Below are 14,563 nucleotides of genomic sequence, written 5' to 3'. Positions count from 1 at the left end.
GGGATCCACCCCTCGGGTATGGACGCTGGACTAGTTATCCTCGACGGCTGGGGTCTCAACGACGACGAAGACGCCCGCGACGCGGTCAAAGCCGCGGACACACCGAACTTCGACGAATACTGGGAGAGTGGGTCGCACAACCGCCTGGACGCGTCGGGCCGGCGGGTCGGCTTGCCGGAGGGCCAGATGGGCAACAGCGAGGTCGGCCACCTCAACATCGGTGGCGGCCGCGTCGTCAAGCAAGATACCACCCGCATCACCGACGACATCGAGGACGGCACGTTCTTCGAAAACGAGAACCTGCTGGCGGCGATGGACTATGCAAAGGACAACGACGGGCAGGTCCACTTCATGGGCCTGGTCAGCGACGGCGGCGTCCACTCACGCCAGACGCACCTCCACGCGCTGATCGAGATGGCCGCCGACAACGACGTCGAAGCCGTCACCCACGCCTTCATGGACGGTCGAGACACGTCCCCGACTGGCGGCGCAGACTACCTGCGAGAACTGGGCGACGTCATCGCCGAAAACGGCACCGGCGACGTCGCGACCGTGACGGGCCGGTATCACGCGATGGACCGCGACCAGAACTGGGAGCGCACGAAGAAGGCCTACGACGCCATCGTTCACCGCGAGGCCGAGTTCTCCGCGCCTGATCCCGTCACGGCCACCGAGGAGTCCTACGACCGGGAGACGACCGACGAGTTCATCGAGCCGACACTGATCGAGGACGGTGCGGCCCTCGAAGACGGCGACGCGGTCATCTTCTTCAACTTCCGGTCGGACCGGGCGCGTCAACTCACGCGGATGCTCAACTCGATCGATCCGGACTGGGAGTTCGACACGTCGCCACCCGAGACCCACTACGTGACGATGACGCAGTACGACGAAACCTTCGACATCCCAGTGGCCTACCCGCCCAACCAGCCCGAGAACACGCTGGGGGAGGTCGTCTCCGAGGCAGGCGGCACACAGCTTCGCCTCGCCGAGTCCGAGAAGTACCCCCACGTCACCTACTTCCTCAACGGCGGCCGCGAGGTCAAATTCGACGGGGAACTCCGCGAGATCGTCGAGAGTCCGGACGTGCCGACCTACGACGAACAGCCCGAGATGAGCGCCGAAGGTGTGACCGACACTGCAATCGAGTACATCGAGAGCGGGTCCCAAAGCGACCCGGAACAGTCGAGCGGCGACCAGCCGCGAGACAGCGACGACCCCGATCTGCTGGTGCTCAACTACGCCAACCCGGACATGGTCGGCCACACCGGCGACTTCGAGGCAGCCGTCGCAGCCGTCGAGGCCGTCGACGAACAACTCGGGCGACTCGTCGAGACGGCCCAGCAAGCGGGTGCCGACCTGCTCCTCACCGCAGATCACGGCAACGCCGACGACCTCGGCACGGTCGAGGACCCTCACACGGCCCACACGCTCAACGAGGTCCCGATCGTCTATCTGACGAGCGAGGGCGACGAGGGCGGTCACTCGGTCCGCTCGGGCGGTTCGCTGTGTGATATCGCACCGACGCTGCTGGAACTGCTGGCCATCGAGCAGCCGGCCGAAATGACTGGCGAGTCGCTGCTGGAGTAGCCGACACCGTTTTCTCGCCATCAACACGTTTCAGACGGCCGATAGACGGAGACGCACCGGACGTGTGGGTTTTCGGCCTCGATCCGGAATCACACAGTCGTCCAGCCCAGTCGGGCTGACCCGTCGGAATGTCCGTCCGCTGGACAGGTCCGAATTGGTCTTCTCGCTGTCAGAACCAGCAGCGTCCAGTAACAGAGCCGGTATCTCTCCCTCTGCGTGGCCGTCTTGCGGATTCGTGGTGTCGATGCCAGGAAGTTTATGAGCGTTCAGCGCCGACACACCGGTGACATGAGACATCCAGGCCTGAAACTCAGGATGGCCGTCGTGGGGTCCATCCTGTTTGGCTTCTATGCACTGGTGGCGTTGCTCGCGTACGTCGCCTTCGGCGGCGGGACGACGATACTGGGGTTGATCCTACTCGGTAGCGTCCTCTTCATCGGCGTCCAGTACAAGATCGGGAAGTGGGCCGCTCTCCGGAGCGTCGGTGCCGAGGACATGCCCGAAGACGATCCGCGCTTCCGGGAGATCCACCGCTCGATCGAGCGGATGAGCGACCGGATGGGCATCGATAAGCCCCGCGTGATGGTCGCCGAGATGGGCGTGCCAAACGCCTTCGCCGTCGGCCGAAAGAAAGCCGGTGTCGTGGTCGTCTCTTCGGAACTCATCCACATGCTCGACCACGAGGAACTGGAAGGCGTCCTCGCACACGAACTGGCCCACATCCGCAATCGCGACGTGGTGATGATGGTCGTCGGCCAGGGGATCGCCTCGATCGTCGCCCTCGTCGCCCAGTTCGCCGTCCTCTTTGCCGGGGACAACGACTTCGGCGACTTCATCATGGCGATGGTCGTCGGGAACATCGTCCAGTTCATCGTCTCGATTTTCGTCATGGCGATCTCGCGATACCGCGAGTACGTTGCCGACAGTGACGCCTCCGAAATCACGGGCGGCGAACCGCTCGCCCGCGCCTTAGAGAAGATCAATTCGGCCGATCACACACAGAGCCGGATCGACGAGCAGGCAAGCGCCCTCTGTATCAAGGGCGAGGAGCGCAGCCTGTTGTCGAAGATCTTCTCGACGCACCCGCCGACCGAAGAGCGTATCCGGCGCTTGCGGGCCTGATTCTCCAGACCGGTCGATTATCCGAGGCGAACCGGCCCGTCGTCCGTCTCGTCGTTTGCTTCCAACAGCCAGGCGAAGACGGGCACGTACGCGAGCCAGGCCAGCAGGTAGCCTCCGCCGACGAGGACGCTTTGCGCGCCAAAGCCGCCGTAGATGCCGTCGATCGTCCCGAGCAGCGCCACGACGATCGCCAAAAGCGCAATCCCGGGGCGGTCGAGCCAGTCGTAGGCAACCCCCAGCAGCGAGCCCAGGACGTAACAGAAGGCATACCGGCCGGCCGCGACGAGGGCGACGTTGCCCCAGAACAGGACCCAGACTGGCACGTCGAAGTCACTCTCCAGGCCGGCAAGCACTATCCGCACTGCTCGATAGAACCCCTCCTCGTGGGTTAGCATGACGGCGACCGTGAGAACGACCGTCAGCGCGCCGACGAAGCGACCGGCGACCACGCCGACACTGCCTGGATCAGTCCGTTCGACCATTCGCCGTGTGGAGAGCCAGTCCTACTTGAGTGTGACCGCGGTGCCGTAGGCGATGACCTCCGAGCCGCCGTTGGCGATTTCGGAACTCTCTAAGCGGACGTTGACCACGGCGTCGGCACCCATCGAGCGCGCGTCCTCGGCCATGCGTTCCATGGCCTCGTCGCGGGCGTCGGTCAGCAACTCCGAATAGGCCTTCAACTCCCCGCCAGTGATGTTGCGGATACTCTGGGTGATGTCCCGCCCGACGTTGCGGGCTTTGACGGTATTGCCGCGTGCGATACCGAGCGATTCGTCGATCTCTTCGCCTGGGACCGTTTCTGTGTTGACGAACTCCATATCTCGGCCTCTACCGGCTTCCTACTAAAACCAGGAGCCGGACTTCACGTGGCGAAGCCCCCCGCCTACAGAAACAGCGCCGGAATCGTCTGCCGGAAGATGTTCAGCGATATCACAAAGAGGAGCGCGACCACGAACCAGTTGAACCGCCGCTCGTCGATCTCCAGCCGCCGGAGGTAGGTCCCGATGAACAGCCCCACCAGCGTCACGACAGCGATGACCGAGCCCAGCCACAGCCGGTAGGGCGTCATGAGGTCGGTGAACAGCGCCATCTGGACGATCCTGACCGTGAAGATCGCGCCCAGGACCATCGAGAGGCCACCGATGTAGCGCTCGGTATCGCGCTCGAAGGTGTGGAAGTAGGCGGGCAGGAGCGGCCCGAGGTTCGCAATTGCAAGCAGGAACCCTTCCAGTGCACCGGCGATACTCATTGCCACGGGGTGGTGGGCTTTCTCGACGGTCACGAAGCCCTGTCCGAGCTGGAAGAGGACGTATCCGAAGACGACGAGGCCGATCAGGAACGGCACCAGCGGGCCGGTCTCGACCGCATCGAGGACGGCAACGCCGACGACCGCGCCAGCGATCGCCAGGACGAGCAACAGCCATTCCTCACGGATAAAAGCCATTCCAGTGTCGGTTTCGCCGACCTGGAACATGTTGAGCATCCAGGGCGGGATCGCGAGGACGACCACTGCCAGCGTCGGGTCGATAACGGTAGCGAAGATTGGGGTCGCGACCAGTGCGTACCCGAAGCCGATCATGCCCTTGATCGCGCCGGCCAGGATCGCGACGCCGACGAAGACAACCAAGATCGTCGCCGAGACATCCGATTGGAGGCCGCTGGTCATCTCCCCGAAACCGGGGAAGAAGACGATCGAACCGGCAATCACCGATAGCGTCGCCAGCGCCATCGTTACCTCGCGGTATTGGAAGGCCCGGAGCTGTTTGAGAAACTGACCCGGATCGACGTGGGACTCGCTGGAAGACATCTAAATCTGCTCTAAAGAGTCGGACGCATCCAGTCCAGTTGGGGGTTGAGACGCCGGTAAGACCCGCACTGACGCTGGTTAGATACATTTGACGAAATCTGCCACAAACCGTCGCATTCGAACCCCTCTGGCTGACTCTCGTGGTGCCGCCCTGTCATAGCTTCCGGGCCATGTTGCTGTGTGTTCGCTCCCGAGCGGGAATCGTCGATTCGGGGACGTTTTGTCACTGGCCGTCAAACTCACTGGCAATGACTGACGACGAGCCCGACGTCCCGATCGTCTGCGAGGAGTGTGAGACCACTGCCGAGATCTCGCTGTCTGACCTGGCGGATCGGCTCGAGCAACACAACGAGCGGATGCACGACGGCGAGCCGGTTGCCGAGGTCGATCCCGACGTAGCCGATCAGCTTGCAGACCTCGTCGCCGACGAACTCGGCTTACTGGACGGTTAGTCCTCGTCGGTCCGGAAGGAGAGATCGAGCGCGTCAGCGGAGTGGGTTAGCGACCCCATCGAGATCACGTCCACGCCAGCCGCCGCGTACGCCGGGACCGTCTCGATCGTGATCCCGCCGCTGGCCTCCGTGAGCACGTCGCCGTGTTTGTCTTCGGCGAGAAGCCCGACGGCTCGTTCACACTCCTGGGGAGACATATTGTCCAGCAGCACGATGTCCGCCCCAGCCCCGGCGGCTCGGGGCGCGTCCGCGGGCGATTCGACCTCTGCTTCGATCTGGGTGGCAAAGGAAGCTTGCTCGCGGACGTGTTCGACAGCACCCACCAGTCCCATCTCGGCGACGTGGTTGTCCTTGACCATCGCCATCTGAGAGAGGTCCAGGCGGTGGGTGTCACCGCCGCCCGCGGCGACTGCACGCTTCTCGATCCCGCGCAGCCCCGGCGTCGTCTTCCGGGTGCCAGCGATCGAGACGTCGCCATTCACTTCTTGTACCTGCTCGACTGCTTGGCGGGTTTTCGTCGCGATCCCCGAGGCGTGGGCCGCGACGTTGACCGCAGAGCGCTCGCCGCGTAACACGTCCCGCGTCGGTCCCGAGACCGACAACAGGACGTCCCCTGGCTCGATCGCCGTTCCGTCCTCGACAGCAGACTCGACCGGACAGTCCAGATACTCGAAGACCGCACTCGCGGCGTCGATTCCGGCCGCGACACCCGCCTCTTTGGCGACGAGACGCCCCGCTGTCTCGCCCGGCAGGTGGTTCGTCACGTCGTGGTGGCCAACGTCTTCGCGCAGCCAGGTCTCGATCGTCGAATCGGTGAGCACGGGTCTCACTCCGCGAGCGGGGCGTCGGGTTCGACTAGATTGTGCGTCCCGACGCTCTCGTCGTTTTCGGCCGCAGCCCGAGCCACCAACAGCGCGACGACGCTGGCGTTGCGGAGTTCGTACAGAGACCGCGACGTACGCGTGCGAGTGTAAGAATCGACTTCGCCCTTGAGTCGCCGGAGCACGGATAGCGCCCCATCCAGTTCCGCCGGATCGCGCTCGATGCCGACGGCTTCGTCCATGACCCGACGGAGCCGGGTGAACTTCTCGCGGGCGAACGAGTCGGGGAGAGACGGATCGCGGTCGTCCAGGTCTGGCACGTCCATCGGCGCCGGGGCACGACCGGAGGCTGCTGTCCCGGCCCGCAGGCCCCAGACGAGCCCTTCCAGCAGGCTCGTACTCGCGAGGCGATTGGCCCCGTGGACGCCGGTGTGGGCACACTCCCCGGCGGCGTACAGTCGATCGAGAGAGGTTCGCCCCCGGTCGTCGACAGCGACCCCGCCACACAGGAAGTGCTGGGCTGGCTGGACTGGGATACCCGATTTCCAGTCGATGTCGCGTCGTTCACACTGCTCGACTAGATCGGGGAACCGACTCTCGAAGTCGACGGGCGAGACGTCGAGGAGGACTTCGCCGCTCAACCGACGTTCCCGTTTGACTGCCCGTGCAACCACGTCGCGTGGAGCGAGTTCGGCAGCCTCGTCGTAGGCCGGCATGAAGCGCTCGCCGTAGCCGTTCCGGAGGACTGCGCCCTCGCCCCGGACCGCCTCGCTGATCAGCAGCGTCTCGCCATCCTCGACGTAGACGGTGGGATGGAACTGGACAAACTCCATGTCTTTGATGTCCGCACCGGCCAGTGCCGCCATCGCGATTCCGTCACCAGTCGATCCGGCCGGGTTGGTCGAGGCGGGGTAGAGGTCACCGATGCCGCCAGTCGCCAGCACGGTCGCGCCAGCGAAGACCGGCCAGACCTCACCATCGGATTCGAGGGACGCACCGCGGACCTCGCCCTCGTGGGTGATGAGGTCCAGCGCGGCCGTGTCGTCGAGCACGCGGATGTCGGGGTGGTCGTCGACGAACGCGAGGAAGCGTTCGAGGACGTAGGATCCAGTCGAGGCGTCGACGTGGAGGATGCGATCCTCGTCGTGGGCGGCCTCGCGGCCGAAGTCGAACGCTTCCTCGGTACTCTCTGCAGTGTCGAAAGGCACCTCCAGGGTCTCGACGAGGACGTCACGAACGGCATCGTTCGCGTTCTCGACGAGGACGTCCGCTGCGTCGGGATCGGCGGTACCTGCGGAGGCGTCGATGATGTCCTGTTTGAACTGTTCGGGATCGTCCCGAGAGATTGCGATGCCACCCTGTGCCCACCACGTCGAGGCGTCTTCCGGGCGACGGGCTTTCGTCGCAAGCGTGACGTCGGCGTCTTTCCGGGCCGCCGACAGCGCGGCCGCACACCCTGCGATGCCACCGCCGACGATCAGGACCGCAGTTGTCTGTTGATCTGTCATAGTTATAGCTCCAGCATCCGGTCGAGTGCGGTTTCTGCGCGATCGGCCGTCGCCGGATCGACGTCGATGACGTTCTGCTCGCGGCCCTCGACTAACTCTTCGAGCACCCACAGCAGGTAGTTGGGATCGATCTGGCGCATGGCGTTGCAGTCCATGCAGGCGTCGCCACACAGTGGGACGACTTCCACGTCGGGGTGCCAGCGATCGAGGTGGTTGGCGAGGTGAATCTCGGTCCCGATGGCCCACGTCTCGCCGGGATCGGCGTTCTCGACGGCGCGGGTGATGTCTGCCGTCGAGCCGACCCGATCGGCGGCCTCGACGACCTCGCGGGGGCACTCAGGGTGGACGATCACGTTCGCGTCGGGGTGGTCCTCCCGGACGCCTGCGATGTGCTCGGCACGGAAGCGCTCGTGCACCTGGCAGTACCCCTCCCAGAGGATCACGTCGTTTTCGCGGATCGCCTCGCTATCAGTGTCGTCGGCCCACGGGTCCCACACGAGCACGTCGTCTTCGCGACCGAGGTCGTAGGCCGTGTTCGTCCCGAGGTGCTTATCGGGCAGGAAGAGGACTTTCTCGCCGCGCTCGAAGGCCCATTCGAAGGCCTCAGCCGCATTCGAGGAGGTACAGACCAGCCCGCCGTGCTCGGCACAGAAGGCCTTCAGATCGGCGTAGGAATTCATGTAACAGATCGGGATGACCTCCTCGTCTGTCGCGGCCGTGAGTTTCGCCCACGCCGAGTCGACCTGAAGGGCCTCGGCCATCCCGGCCATCGGACAGGACGCCTCCATGCTCGGGAGGATCACCTGCTGGTCGTCGTCGGTGATGATATCCGCCGACTCGGCCATGAACGTCACGCCGCCAAAGAGCACGTACTCGGCGTCGGACTGTGCGGCCTCCGTGCTCAACTGGTAGGAGTCGCCGATGAAGTCGGCGTGCTCGACGATTTCCTGGCGCTGATAGTTGTGGCCCAGGATTACCACGTCCTCGCCCAGTTCTGAGAGTGCCGATTCGATCCGACGCTCCCGTTGGTCCGCATCGAGGTCTCGGTACGCCGGCGGCAACTGTGAGAGATTGTCGTATTTGAATAGGCTGAGGTCCGTATCGATGTCAGCTGTTTGCATGTCGGGCACAATGGATCACCGTGTGTAGTTTGGTCCTATTGTACCAGGTATTGAAAAACATTTGTGTTCAAAATACCCATTCGAGATAGATACCACACATGAATTGCCGGAAGCAGTGGGTTTGATTTATCACTACACCGAGCGCCGGGCGGCATTCCCTCCTCGGCATTTTGGGGCTGGTACCGGCGGAACGTGACAGAGAACCGTCCGGTAGTACGAGGTGTCCAAACGTTGGAACAGCAATAGACAAACGAATATTTTTGAGATAGAAAAGATATTTTTCGAACGGGAAATGTTTAAGTGGATGGCGCTAGAACGGCTGTATGTATGAGTAGTCACAAACGCGTACTCAAGCAGGAAGGCGAAGTCGAAGGCTCCGAAGGACTCCGGATGGATGCAGAGCGCGCCGAAGAGATCGTCGAGGCACTCAACACGGACCTGGCGGCCACGTACGTCCTCTATCACCAACTGCGCAAGCACCACTGGAACGTCGAGGGTGCCGAGTTCCGAGACCTCCACTTGTTCTTGGGCGAGGCCGCAGAGAACGCCGAGGCGTTCGCCGACGAACTCGCAGAGCGCGTCCAGGCACTCGGTGGCGTTCCCCACGCCAGTGGCGCAACCCTGGAGGCCAAAGCGCCGGTCGAACCCGAAGACGAGGACGTCTACGACATCCGGACGTCCTTAGAGAACGACCTGGAGATGTACGGCGACATCATCGAGACGCTCCGGGAGCACGTCGAACTGTTCGACAGTCTCGGCGACCCGACCAGCGCCGAGATCATCCGCGAGAACATCGTCCACGTCGAAGACGACGCCCACCACATCGAGCACTACCTCGAAGGCGACACGCTGGTGACGCCCGACGCGATGGAGTAACGACGGAACAGTTTTTTCGTGCTTTTCGGGACGCTCAGTCGTCGATACCGTCGGCGATCGCGCTCCCGACCCGGGCGTTCGTTCGATGGTCGATCGCTCGCCCGTCGAAGACATCACGGGCGCTTTCGACAGCGTCTGGATCGCGTTCGAACGCGATGTCCGGATAGATGACGTCCGTCAGGACGAGTGGTTCCGGCGGTGCCGGGGCGACGCCATCTGGGCCATCGAGGGGATCAGAGTCGAGCAGGTGTTCGATCCGCTCGCGTCCAGCTATCCCCCTCGCCACCGCCTTAAGAACGGTGAGGAGCCGCCGGACGAACTGTCGGGGAAATCCGTCCGAACGGACTGCAACGACCAGGAAGTCCTCGTCACGCTCGACGTCACCGGTGAGGTCCCGAACCGTGCCCGTCGCGTCCGGGGTGAAGTTGTGGAAGTCGTGTTCGCCGGACAGCGCCGACAGTGCTCCCTTGGCGCGTGACAGCGACGCCGACGGCGCGTGGAGATGGTACGTGTACTCCCGCTCGACAGCGTCGTGGGTCGCGTGGAAGTCGGCAGGCACGTCGGCGCTCGCCCAGGCACGGATGGCCGCCGGGAGAGCGCTATTGAGCGCGGCGGGCGAGAGCCACGCCGGCCCCTCGACCGTCACAGTCTGGGCCAGCGCCGAGACGCCGGCGTCGGTCCGACCGGCGGCAGCGTACCAGTCGGGGACAGTCTCGTCGATCACGTCCAGGGATCGGAGCGCGTCGAGGATCGCATCCGAGACGGTCGCCACGTCCGGCTGGCGCTGGAAGCCGTGAAACGAGCGGCCGTCGTAGGCGATCCGGAAGGCGCGTCTCGCGGTCACGGACTGGATTCGACCGTCCCTGGCTTTGGGCTTTCGCCTGTCCGGTGGGCTTTTCGCCGTCACGGCCGGAGGCCCCGACGATGAACGTCGGCTTCGACCTCGACGGCGTCTTACTCGATTCGGCGGCTGACCTCTCGTGGCTGGATCGTGGGCTCGACAATGCGCTCGCGGAACTGGCAGTCGAGCAGAACGAAGCCAACCGCCGCAGCCTCTATCCCGACGCTTTGGCGGATCTCGAATCCGTCGCCGACGAGTTCGGCGTCGAGCCGGACCGGCTCTGGCAGGTCCGCACTCACAACTACACTGAGGCGAAAGTCGAGGCGATCAGAACTGGCGAGATCTGCCCCTACGCTGATATAGACGCCCTCGATCGAGTAACGGACGAAACGCTGTTCTGCGTGAGCAACTCGCCACAGGCCGTCGTCGACGCCTTTCTCGAAACGACTGACTTGGCCGGCGAGTTCGTCGTCACCGTCGGCCGTGGCCACTCACGGGCAGCACTGGACCATCTCAAACCCGACACCGCGATGTTCGAACCCGTCGCCGACGCGCTCGGGGACGGCAAGTACGTCTACGTCGGCGATCGTGACAGCGATCGCGAGTTCGCCGCTCGGACCGGTATGGGCTACGTCCACCTCGATCGTCGTGAGCGAACACTCGACGATGCTGTCGATACGATCGCGGCCGGCGACTGGGCGATCCCTGGGGGCGACTGACGCGGGTAATCGTGGTTCTCGTCGCTGTCGATGCAGACGACGAGAGCCGTCGTCGCAGTATTCGGCGAGTTACGTTCGGCGACCCCGGACGACGGACTGGGTGTGTTCCGGAAAGACCTCAGCGACGGCACTGTTGCCGTGTTCGCTTGCCAGTAGCGTCCGGAGTTCGTGTTCGTAATCGCCTTTGGCCAGCGAGTCGCTTGGCCCCTGTTCGATTGCCAGCCGCTCGGCCGCGAGAGTATCGATGGCGCTCCGTCCGTAGCCAGCGAGGGGCACAACGTACTCGACGTCGTGACGGTCTTCGAGACTCTGGGCAAACGGTCGCGATACCGTCGGCGCGCGGTCGTCACGTCGGGTCCCGTCGCCGATGGCGTCGTACCCAGCCGCGGCTACCGCTTCGAGAGTCGCTTCGTGGACCTGCTGGATACCGTTGCGTGGATAGCCGTCTTCGACCATGCGTTCGACCGCTTGTTGAGCGATGGCTCGCTCGAGGCCCACCGTCTCGTGGTCGAACCCGAGGGCATTGGCAGCCTCACGGGCGTGTGCGGTCGCGTCAGTGAGGCCAAACGAGGCCGTCACGAGCGTCACATCGAAGAAGGGGTCTGCGAGCAACGCGGCCAGGGCCGAATCCTTGCCCCCGCTGAAACACAGCGCCAGGTCCATTACCGACGTTTGATGTCGAAACTCTTCGAATCGGGCGTCATCTCTTCTAGCAACTGGCGCATCTTCTCGTCGTCGATCTTGCCCTGGATCCGCCCGCTCTGGGCGATCGCGACGATCTGGCTCTCGACTTGCTCGGCGACCTGGGGTTTCGACATTTTCAGCGTGTTGAGGCGCTTTCGCGCGTCGTCGGTCAGGTGTTTGCGGAGGACTGCTTTCTTCTGGGCCTCGGCGCGCTGTTGGGCAGCTTCGCGGCCGCCGCCGTCACCACCCTGTTGTTGCTCTTTTTGCTCACGTAGCTGTTCCATTCGCTCCTCTCGGAGTCGTTCCATTTCGTCGTCGGATGGCTCGCCACTCATGGTGCTCGAACGTTGTCGGGTCTCGGGCAAAACGATTACGCTACTGCGAGAAGAATCGACTCGATCGGCGACGGTAATCAGGCGTACCGTTCGAGTGCGGGATCGTCGAGGTCTTCGAGGACATCCTCGGCGATCTCGTCGAGCAGCGCACGACCGTCGGCGGTGATTCGTCGCCCTTCACCCTCAGCAGTCAGGACGTAGCCCGCGTCCTCGAGCTGCTGAAGAGCCGTTCGAACGATATTGCGGCTGCCATCAGCCTGCTGGCTCGGTCGGACCTGATAGCGGTTCGATCCCTGTTTGGTGCCACCGTAGGCAGTCGCGAGCGTGCCGACGCCGACAGGCCCGTCGACGGCCACCTTCCGCAGGAGGCTGCCAGCGCGGCGCTCCCAAAAGTCGTCCTGTTCGGGGGCCAGTTCGCGGCCCGTGCCGGTCGTGGTGTACTCGAGCCACTCGGGGGCTTCGATTGGGTCTGCTGCCTGTAGCTCCTCGGCAACGGCCTCGATGAGGTCTTCGGCCGGAACGTCGTAGAGTGTCGCCATTACCGTCTTCTTCCCCGTGGCGTCATTTAAGCGCATCGTCTCGCGGAGCGACGGTTGCCACGAACACTGTCGAGTCAGTCTGACTGTCGCCGCCGGGCGCCCAGAACCGCAGCAGAACTCCCACCGACGAGCAACGGTAGCCAGTAGGTCGCCACTCGATAGATCACGACGCCGGCAGCGGCCACGGACGCGGCGACGCTCGTCGTCGAGATCGTGAGTCCGATAAACGCCGCTTCGATCCCACCAAGCCCACCCGGCAACGGTGTGACGGCTGCGATACTTCCGACGGGGACGACGACCAGCGCAGCGACGAACGGGACGGTGTAGCCGATCGCCAGCAGCGACAGCCACAACGCGACCGACAACGACAGCCAGCCGATCAGAGAGAACAACGAGGCCAACAGAAGTGCTCGTCGACTCGTCGCCACACGATCGATCGACGAGAAGAACCCCTCGATACTCGCCTCAATATCGGCTTTCGTAGGCGGTTCGAATATCGGGATTGCGGCCCCAACTCGTCGAATGAGCGGCGTGAATGCACGCACGACGACACGTTCGATTTTCTGCCGATACAACCACCCGAGCAGGACGCCAACGAGGAAGACACTGCCAAGCAATGCCACAGCGAATCCGGCGAAATACATGTTCTGCGTTAGTGCCACCGACTGCACGACGGTCGCGCCTAGCCCGACGGTTGCGAGACCGATCGACGGCACGAAGTGTAAGGTGTCGACGCTGGCGATCGCTGCCAGTCCGGTCTCGTAGTCGCTGTCGGCGGCTTCGGAAATGAGCAGTGCCGCGATCGGTTCCCCACCTGCCTGCCCGAACGGTGTGATCGCGTTCGTGAACATCGACGCGCTGAACGCAAGCACCGCCGTCGGTCGGCCGACAGGTGCGCCGATCGCTCCGAGGACGGTATGCATCGACAGCCCCCAGCAGATCATCCAGCACGCCGAAAACGCGACGACACCAATCAGGGCGTAGGGGTCCGAGCGCCCGAGTATTGCAGTCATCTCTCCGATCCCGACGACCCAGAACAGGATTGCCAGCACGATACCGGCACCTGCGAACCCGGCGATCGTCGTCTGGCGATCGGCCTCCATGTCCGTGTCCCTGGGTCACCGTCGGCTTGAACCCACCGAAACCCGCAGCGCTGTTGGCGTGTGGCAAGCGCCACGTTCGTCTCACCCGTCATCGTCGGGTGTTAATACCACCGAACCGAACCGCAGGTATGGACGAGCGGACCGCCCTGTCGGTACTGGCCGACCGGCTCGGGCCCGTCGGTGACGACGCAGCAGTCGTCGACGATCTGGTTGTAACTATCGACATGCTCCACGAGTCGACTGATTTTCCCGCCGGCACGACACGGTATACGGCCGGGTGGCGGGCTGTCGGCGCGTCACTGTCGGATATTGCGGCGATGGGGGCCGATCCGGTCGCCGCGGTCGCCGTCTACGCCGCCCCGTCTCTGCAAAACGAGGAATTGCTCGCCTTCGTCGATGGCGCACGCGACGTCTGTGAGGCGGTTGGTGGCGAATACGTCGGCGGCGATCTCGACGAACACCCGGAGTTCTCGGCGGCAACGGCTGCGGTCGGACGGACGGACACACCCGTTTTGCGGTCGGGCGCACAAGCCGGTGACGTCGTCTGTGTGACCGGGACACTCGGTCGGACGGCCGGCGCACTCGCGTTGTTCGCCGACGGAGAAGCCGATCGCGGCAACGATCTCTTCCAGTTTGTGCCCCGAGTTGCTGCTGGTCGTGTTCTCGGTCAGTACGCAACGGCGATGATGGATTCCAGCGACGGGCTCGCCCGCTCGCTGCATCAACTCGCCGAAGCGAGCGACGTCGGGATCGCTATCGACTCGCCGTTGCCGATCGACGATGTGGTCGAAGAGGTGGCGGCCGACGAGACAGAGCGTCAGGAACTGGGCGTGTTCTTCGGTGAAGATTTCGAACTCGTCTGTGCGATCGAGCCGGAAGAGGTCGCTGCGGCCCGCGAAGCCTCGCCAGTTCGGCTGACGCCGATCGGTCACGTCACGGCGGACAAGAGTGTGACACTCGCAGGTGACTCACTGCCCGACCGTGGCTACACGCACGGGGAGGCCGAGTGAACGCCTCTCGGTACAGCCACTCTGAGAGGGTCGTCTCC

General features: G+C 63.9%; 17 protein-coding genes. 6 read left to right on the top strand and 11 right to left on the bottom strand.

Annotated features, from left to right (window positions below; translation table 11 throughout):
* Positions 1–18: 18 nt before the first annotated feature.
* Together gpmI and Hrd1104_RS03030 are read left to right on the top strand one after the other, a co-directional pair.
* The gene (gene gpmI / locus Hrd1104_RS03035) at positions 19–1,587 is read left to right on the top strand and encodes a 2,3-bisphosphoglycerate-independent phosphoglycerate mutase (RefSeq protein WP_154551365.1); all 1,569 of its coding nucleotides are present in this window, start codon (positions 19–21) and stop codon (positions 1,585–1,587) included.
* Between the two features lie 315 nt (positions 1,588–1,902).
* Positions 1,903–2,709, top strand: coding sequence for a M48 family metalloprotease (locus tag Hrd1104_RS03030; protein ID WP_195837650.1), 807 nt, complete (start codon positions 1,903–1,905; stop codon positions 2,707–2,709).
* A 17-nt stretch (positions 2,710–2,726) separates the two neighbouring features.
* On the opposite strand, the gene Hrd1104_RS03025 is transcribed toward Hrd1104_RS03030, so the two are convergent.
* The 3 genes from Hrd1104_RS03025 to Hrd1104_RS03015 all read right to left on the bottom strand — a co-directional run bounded on the left by Hrd1104_RS03025 (position 2,727) and on the right by Hrd1104_RS03015 (position 4,516).
* Positions 2,727–3,191, bottom strand: coding sequence for a hypothetical protein (locus Hrd1104_RS03025; RefSeq protein ID WP_154551363.1), 465 nt, complete (start codon positions 3,189–3,191; stop codon positions 2,727–2,729).
* A 21-nt stretch (positions 3,192–3,212) separates the two neighbouring features.
* Positions 3,213–3,527 (bottom strand): YbjQ family protein, encoded by a 315-nt coding sequence (locus tag Hrd1104_RS03020; RefSeq protein ID WP_154551362.1) that lies wholly within the window; start codon positions 3,525–3,527, stop codon positions 3,213–3,215.
* 65 nt (positions 3,528–3,592) lie between these two features.
* Positions 3,593–4,516: a sulfite exporter TauE/SafE family protein gene (locus tag Hrd1104_RS03015; RefSeq protein ID WP_154551361.1), complete on the bottom strand. Its 924-nt coding sequence runs from the start codon at positions 4,514–4,516 to the stop codon at positions 3,593–3,595.
* A gap of 248 nt (positions 4,517–4,764) precedes the next feature.
* Here Hrd1104_RS03015 and Hrd1104_RS03010 point away from each other — a divergent pair, with 248 nt between their 5' ends.
* The gene (locus Hrd1104_RS03010; protein ID WP_154551360.1) at positions 4,765–4,968 is read left to right on the top strand and encodes a hypothetical protein; all 204 of its coding nucleotides are present in this window, start codon (positions 4,765–4,767) and stop codon (positions 4,966–4,968) included.
* On the opposite strand, the gene nadC is transcribed toward Hrd1104_RS03010, so the two are convergent.
* From nadC to nadA, 3 genes are read right to left on the bottom strand one after another with little or no spacing between them, the layout of a single operon-like run.
* Positions 4,965–5,789 carry a carboxylating nicotinate-nucleotide diphosphorylase gene (gene nadC / locus Hrd1104_RS03005; protein WP_154551359.1) on the bottom strand — a complete coding sequence of 275 codons (825 nt, stop codon included), beginning with the start codon at positions 5,787–5,789 and terminating at the stop codon, positions 4,965–4,967. The genes Hrd1104_RS03010 and nadC overlap by 4 nt on opposite strands.
* 5 nt (positions 5,790–5,794) lie before the next feature.
* A complete protein-coding gene (locus tag Hrd1104_RS03000; RefSeq protein ID WP_154551358.1) occupies positions 5,795–7,297 on the bottom strand; it encodes an L-aspartate oxidase in 1,503 nt (500 codons plus the stop codon).
* Positions 7,298–7,299: 2 nt separating this feature from the next.
* Positions 7,300–8,418 carry a quinolinate synthase NadA gene (gene nadA / locus Hrd1104_RS02995; RefSeq protein WP_195837617.1) on the bottom strand — a complete coding sequence of 373 codons (1,119 nt, stop codon included), beginning with the start codon at positions 8,416–8,418 and terminating at the stop codon, positions 7,300–7,302.
* Between the two features lie 327 nt (positions 8,419–8,745).
* Between nadA and dpsA the strand changes: the two genes are divergently transcribed.
* The gene (gene dpsA / locus Hrd1104_RS02990; RefSeq protein WP_154551356.1) at positions 8,746–9,294 is read left to right on the top strand and encodes a DNA starvation/stationary phase protection protein DpsA; all 549 of its coding nucleotides are present in this window, start codon (positions 8,746–8,748) and stop codon (positions 9,292–9,294) included.
* A gap of 34 nt (positions 9,295–9,328) precedes the next feature.
* Here dpsA and truA read toward each other — a convergent pair whose 3' ends face one another.
* Complete coding sequence (gene truA, locus Hrd1104_RS02985) at positions 9,329–10,138, bottom strand: tRNA pseudouridine(38-40) synthase TruA (protein WP_154551355.1); 810 nt, start codon at positions 10,136–10,138, stop codon at positions 9,329–9,331.
* An 80-nt stretch (positions 10,139–10,218) separates the two neighbouring features.
* Here truA and Hrd1104_RS02980 point away from each other — a divergent pair, with 80 nt between their 5' ends.
* Positions 10,219–10,854, top strand: a complete 636-nt coding sequence (locus tag Hrd1104_RS02980) for an HAD family hydrolase (protein ID WP_154551354.1) — start codon at positions 10,219–10,221, stop codon at positions 10,852–10,854.
* 69 nt (positions 10,855–10,923) lie between these two features.
* On the opposite strand, the gene Hrd1104_RS02975 is transcribed toward Hrd1104_RS02980, so the two are convergent.
* The 4 genes from Hrd1104_RS02975 to Hrd1104_RS02960 form a co-directional block, all read right to left on the bottom strand.
* On the bottom strand, positions 10,924–11,517 hold the full coding sequence (locus Hrd1104_RS02975; RefSeq protein WP_154551353.1) for an asparagine synthase-related protein: 594 nt from the start codon (positions 11,515–11,517) through the stop codon (positions 10,924–10,926).
* Positions 11,517–11,873 (bottom strand): DNA-binding protein, encoded by a 357-nt coding sequence (locus Hrd1104_RS02970; protein WP_154551352.1) that lies wholly within the window; start codon positions 11,871–11,873, stop codon positions 11,517–11,519. The genes Hrd1104_RS02975 and Hrd1104_RS02970 overlap by 1 nt, the downstream gene beginning before the upstream one ends.
* Positions 11,874–11,950: 77 nt before the next feature.
* Entirely contained in the window at positions 11,951–12,412 is a 462-nt protein-coding gene (locus Hrd1104_RS02965) for a 30S ribosomal protein S19e (RefSeq protein ID WP_154551351.1), read from the bottom strand.
* A gap of 74 nt (positions 12,413–12,486) precedes the next feature.
* Entirely contained in the window at positions 12,487–13,515 is a 1,029-nt protein-coding gene (locus Hrd1104_RS02960; RefSeq protein ID WP_154551350.1) for a flippase-like domain-containing protein, read from the bottom strand.
* A 128-nt stretch (positions 13,516–13,643) separates the two neighbouring features.
* Here Hrd1104_RS02960 and thiL point away from each other — a divergent pair, with 128 nt between their 5' ends.
* On the top strand, positions 13,644–14,525 hold the full coding sequence (thiL, locus tag Hrd1104_RS02955) for a thiamine-phosphate kinase (protein ID WP_154551349.1): 882 nt from the start codon (positions 13,644–13,646) through the stop codon (positions 14,523–14,525).
* The last annotated feature ends 38 nt before the right edge of the window (positions 14,526–14,563 follow it).

The sequence above is a fragment of the Halorhabdus sp. CBA1104 genome (assembly GCF_009690625.1).
GTDB lineage: Archaea > Halobacteriota > Halobacteria > Halobacteriales > Haloarculaceae > Halorhabdus.
Note: the sequence above shows the minus strand (reverse complement) of the source record. Positions and strands in the feature narration are given on the sequence as shown.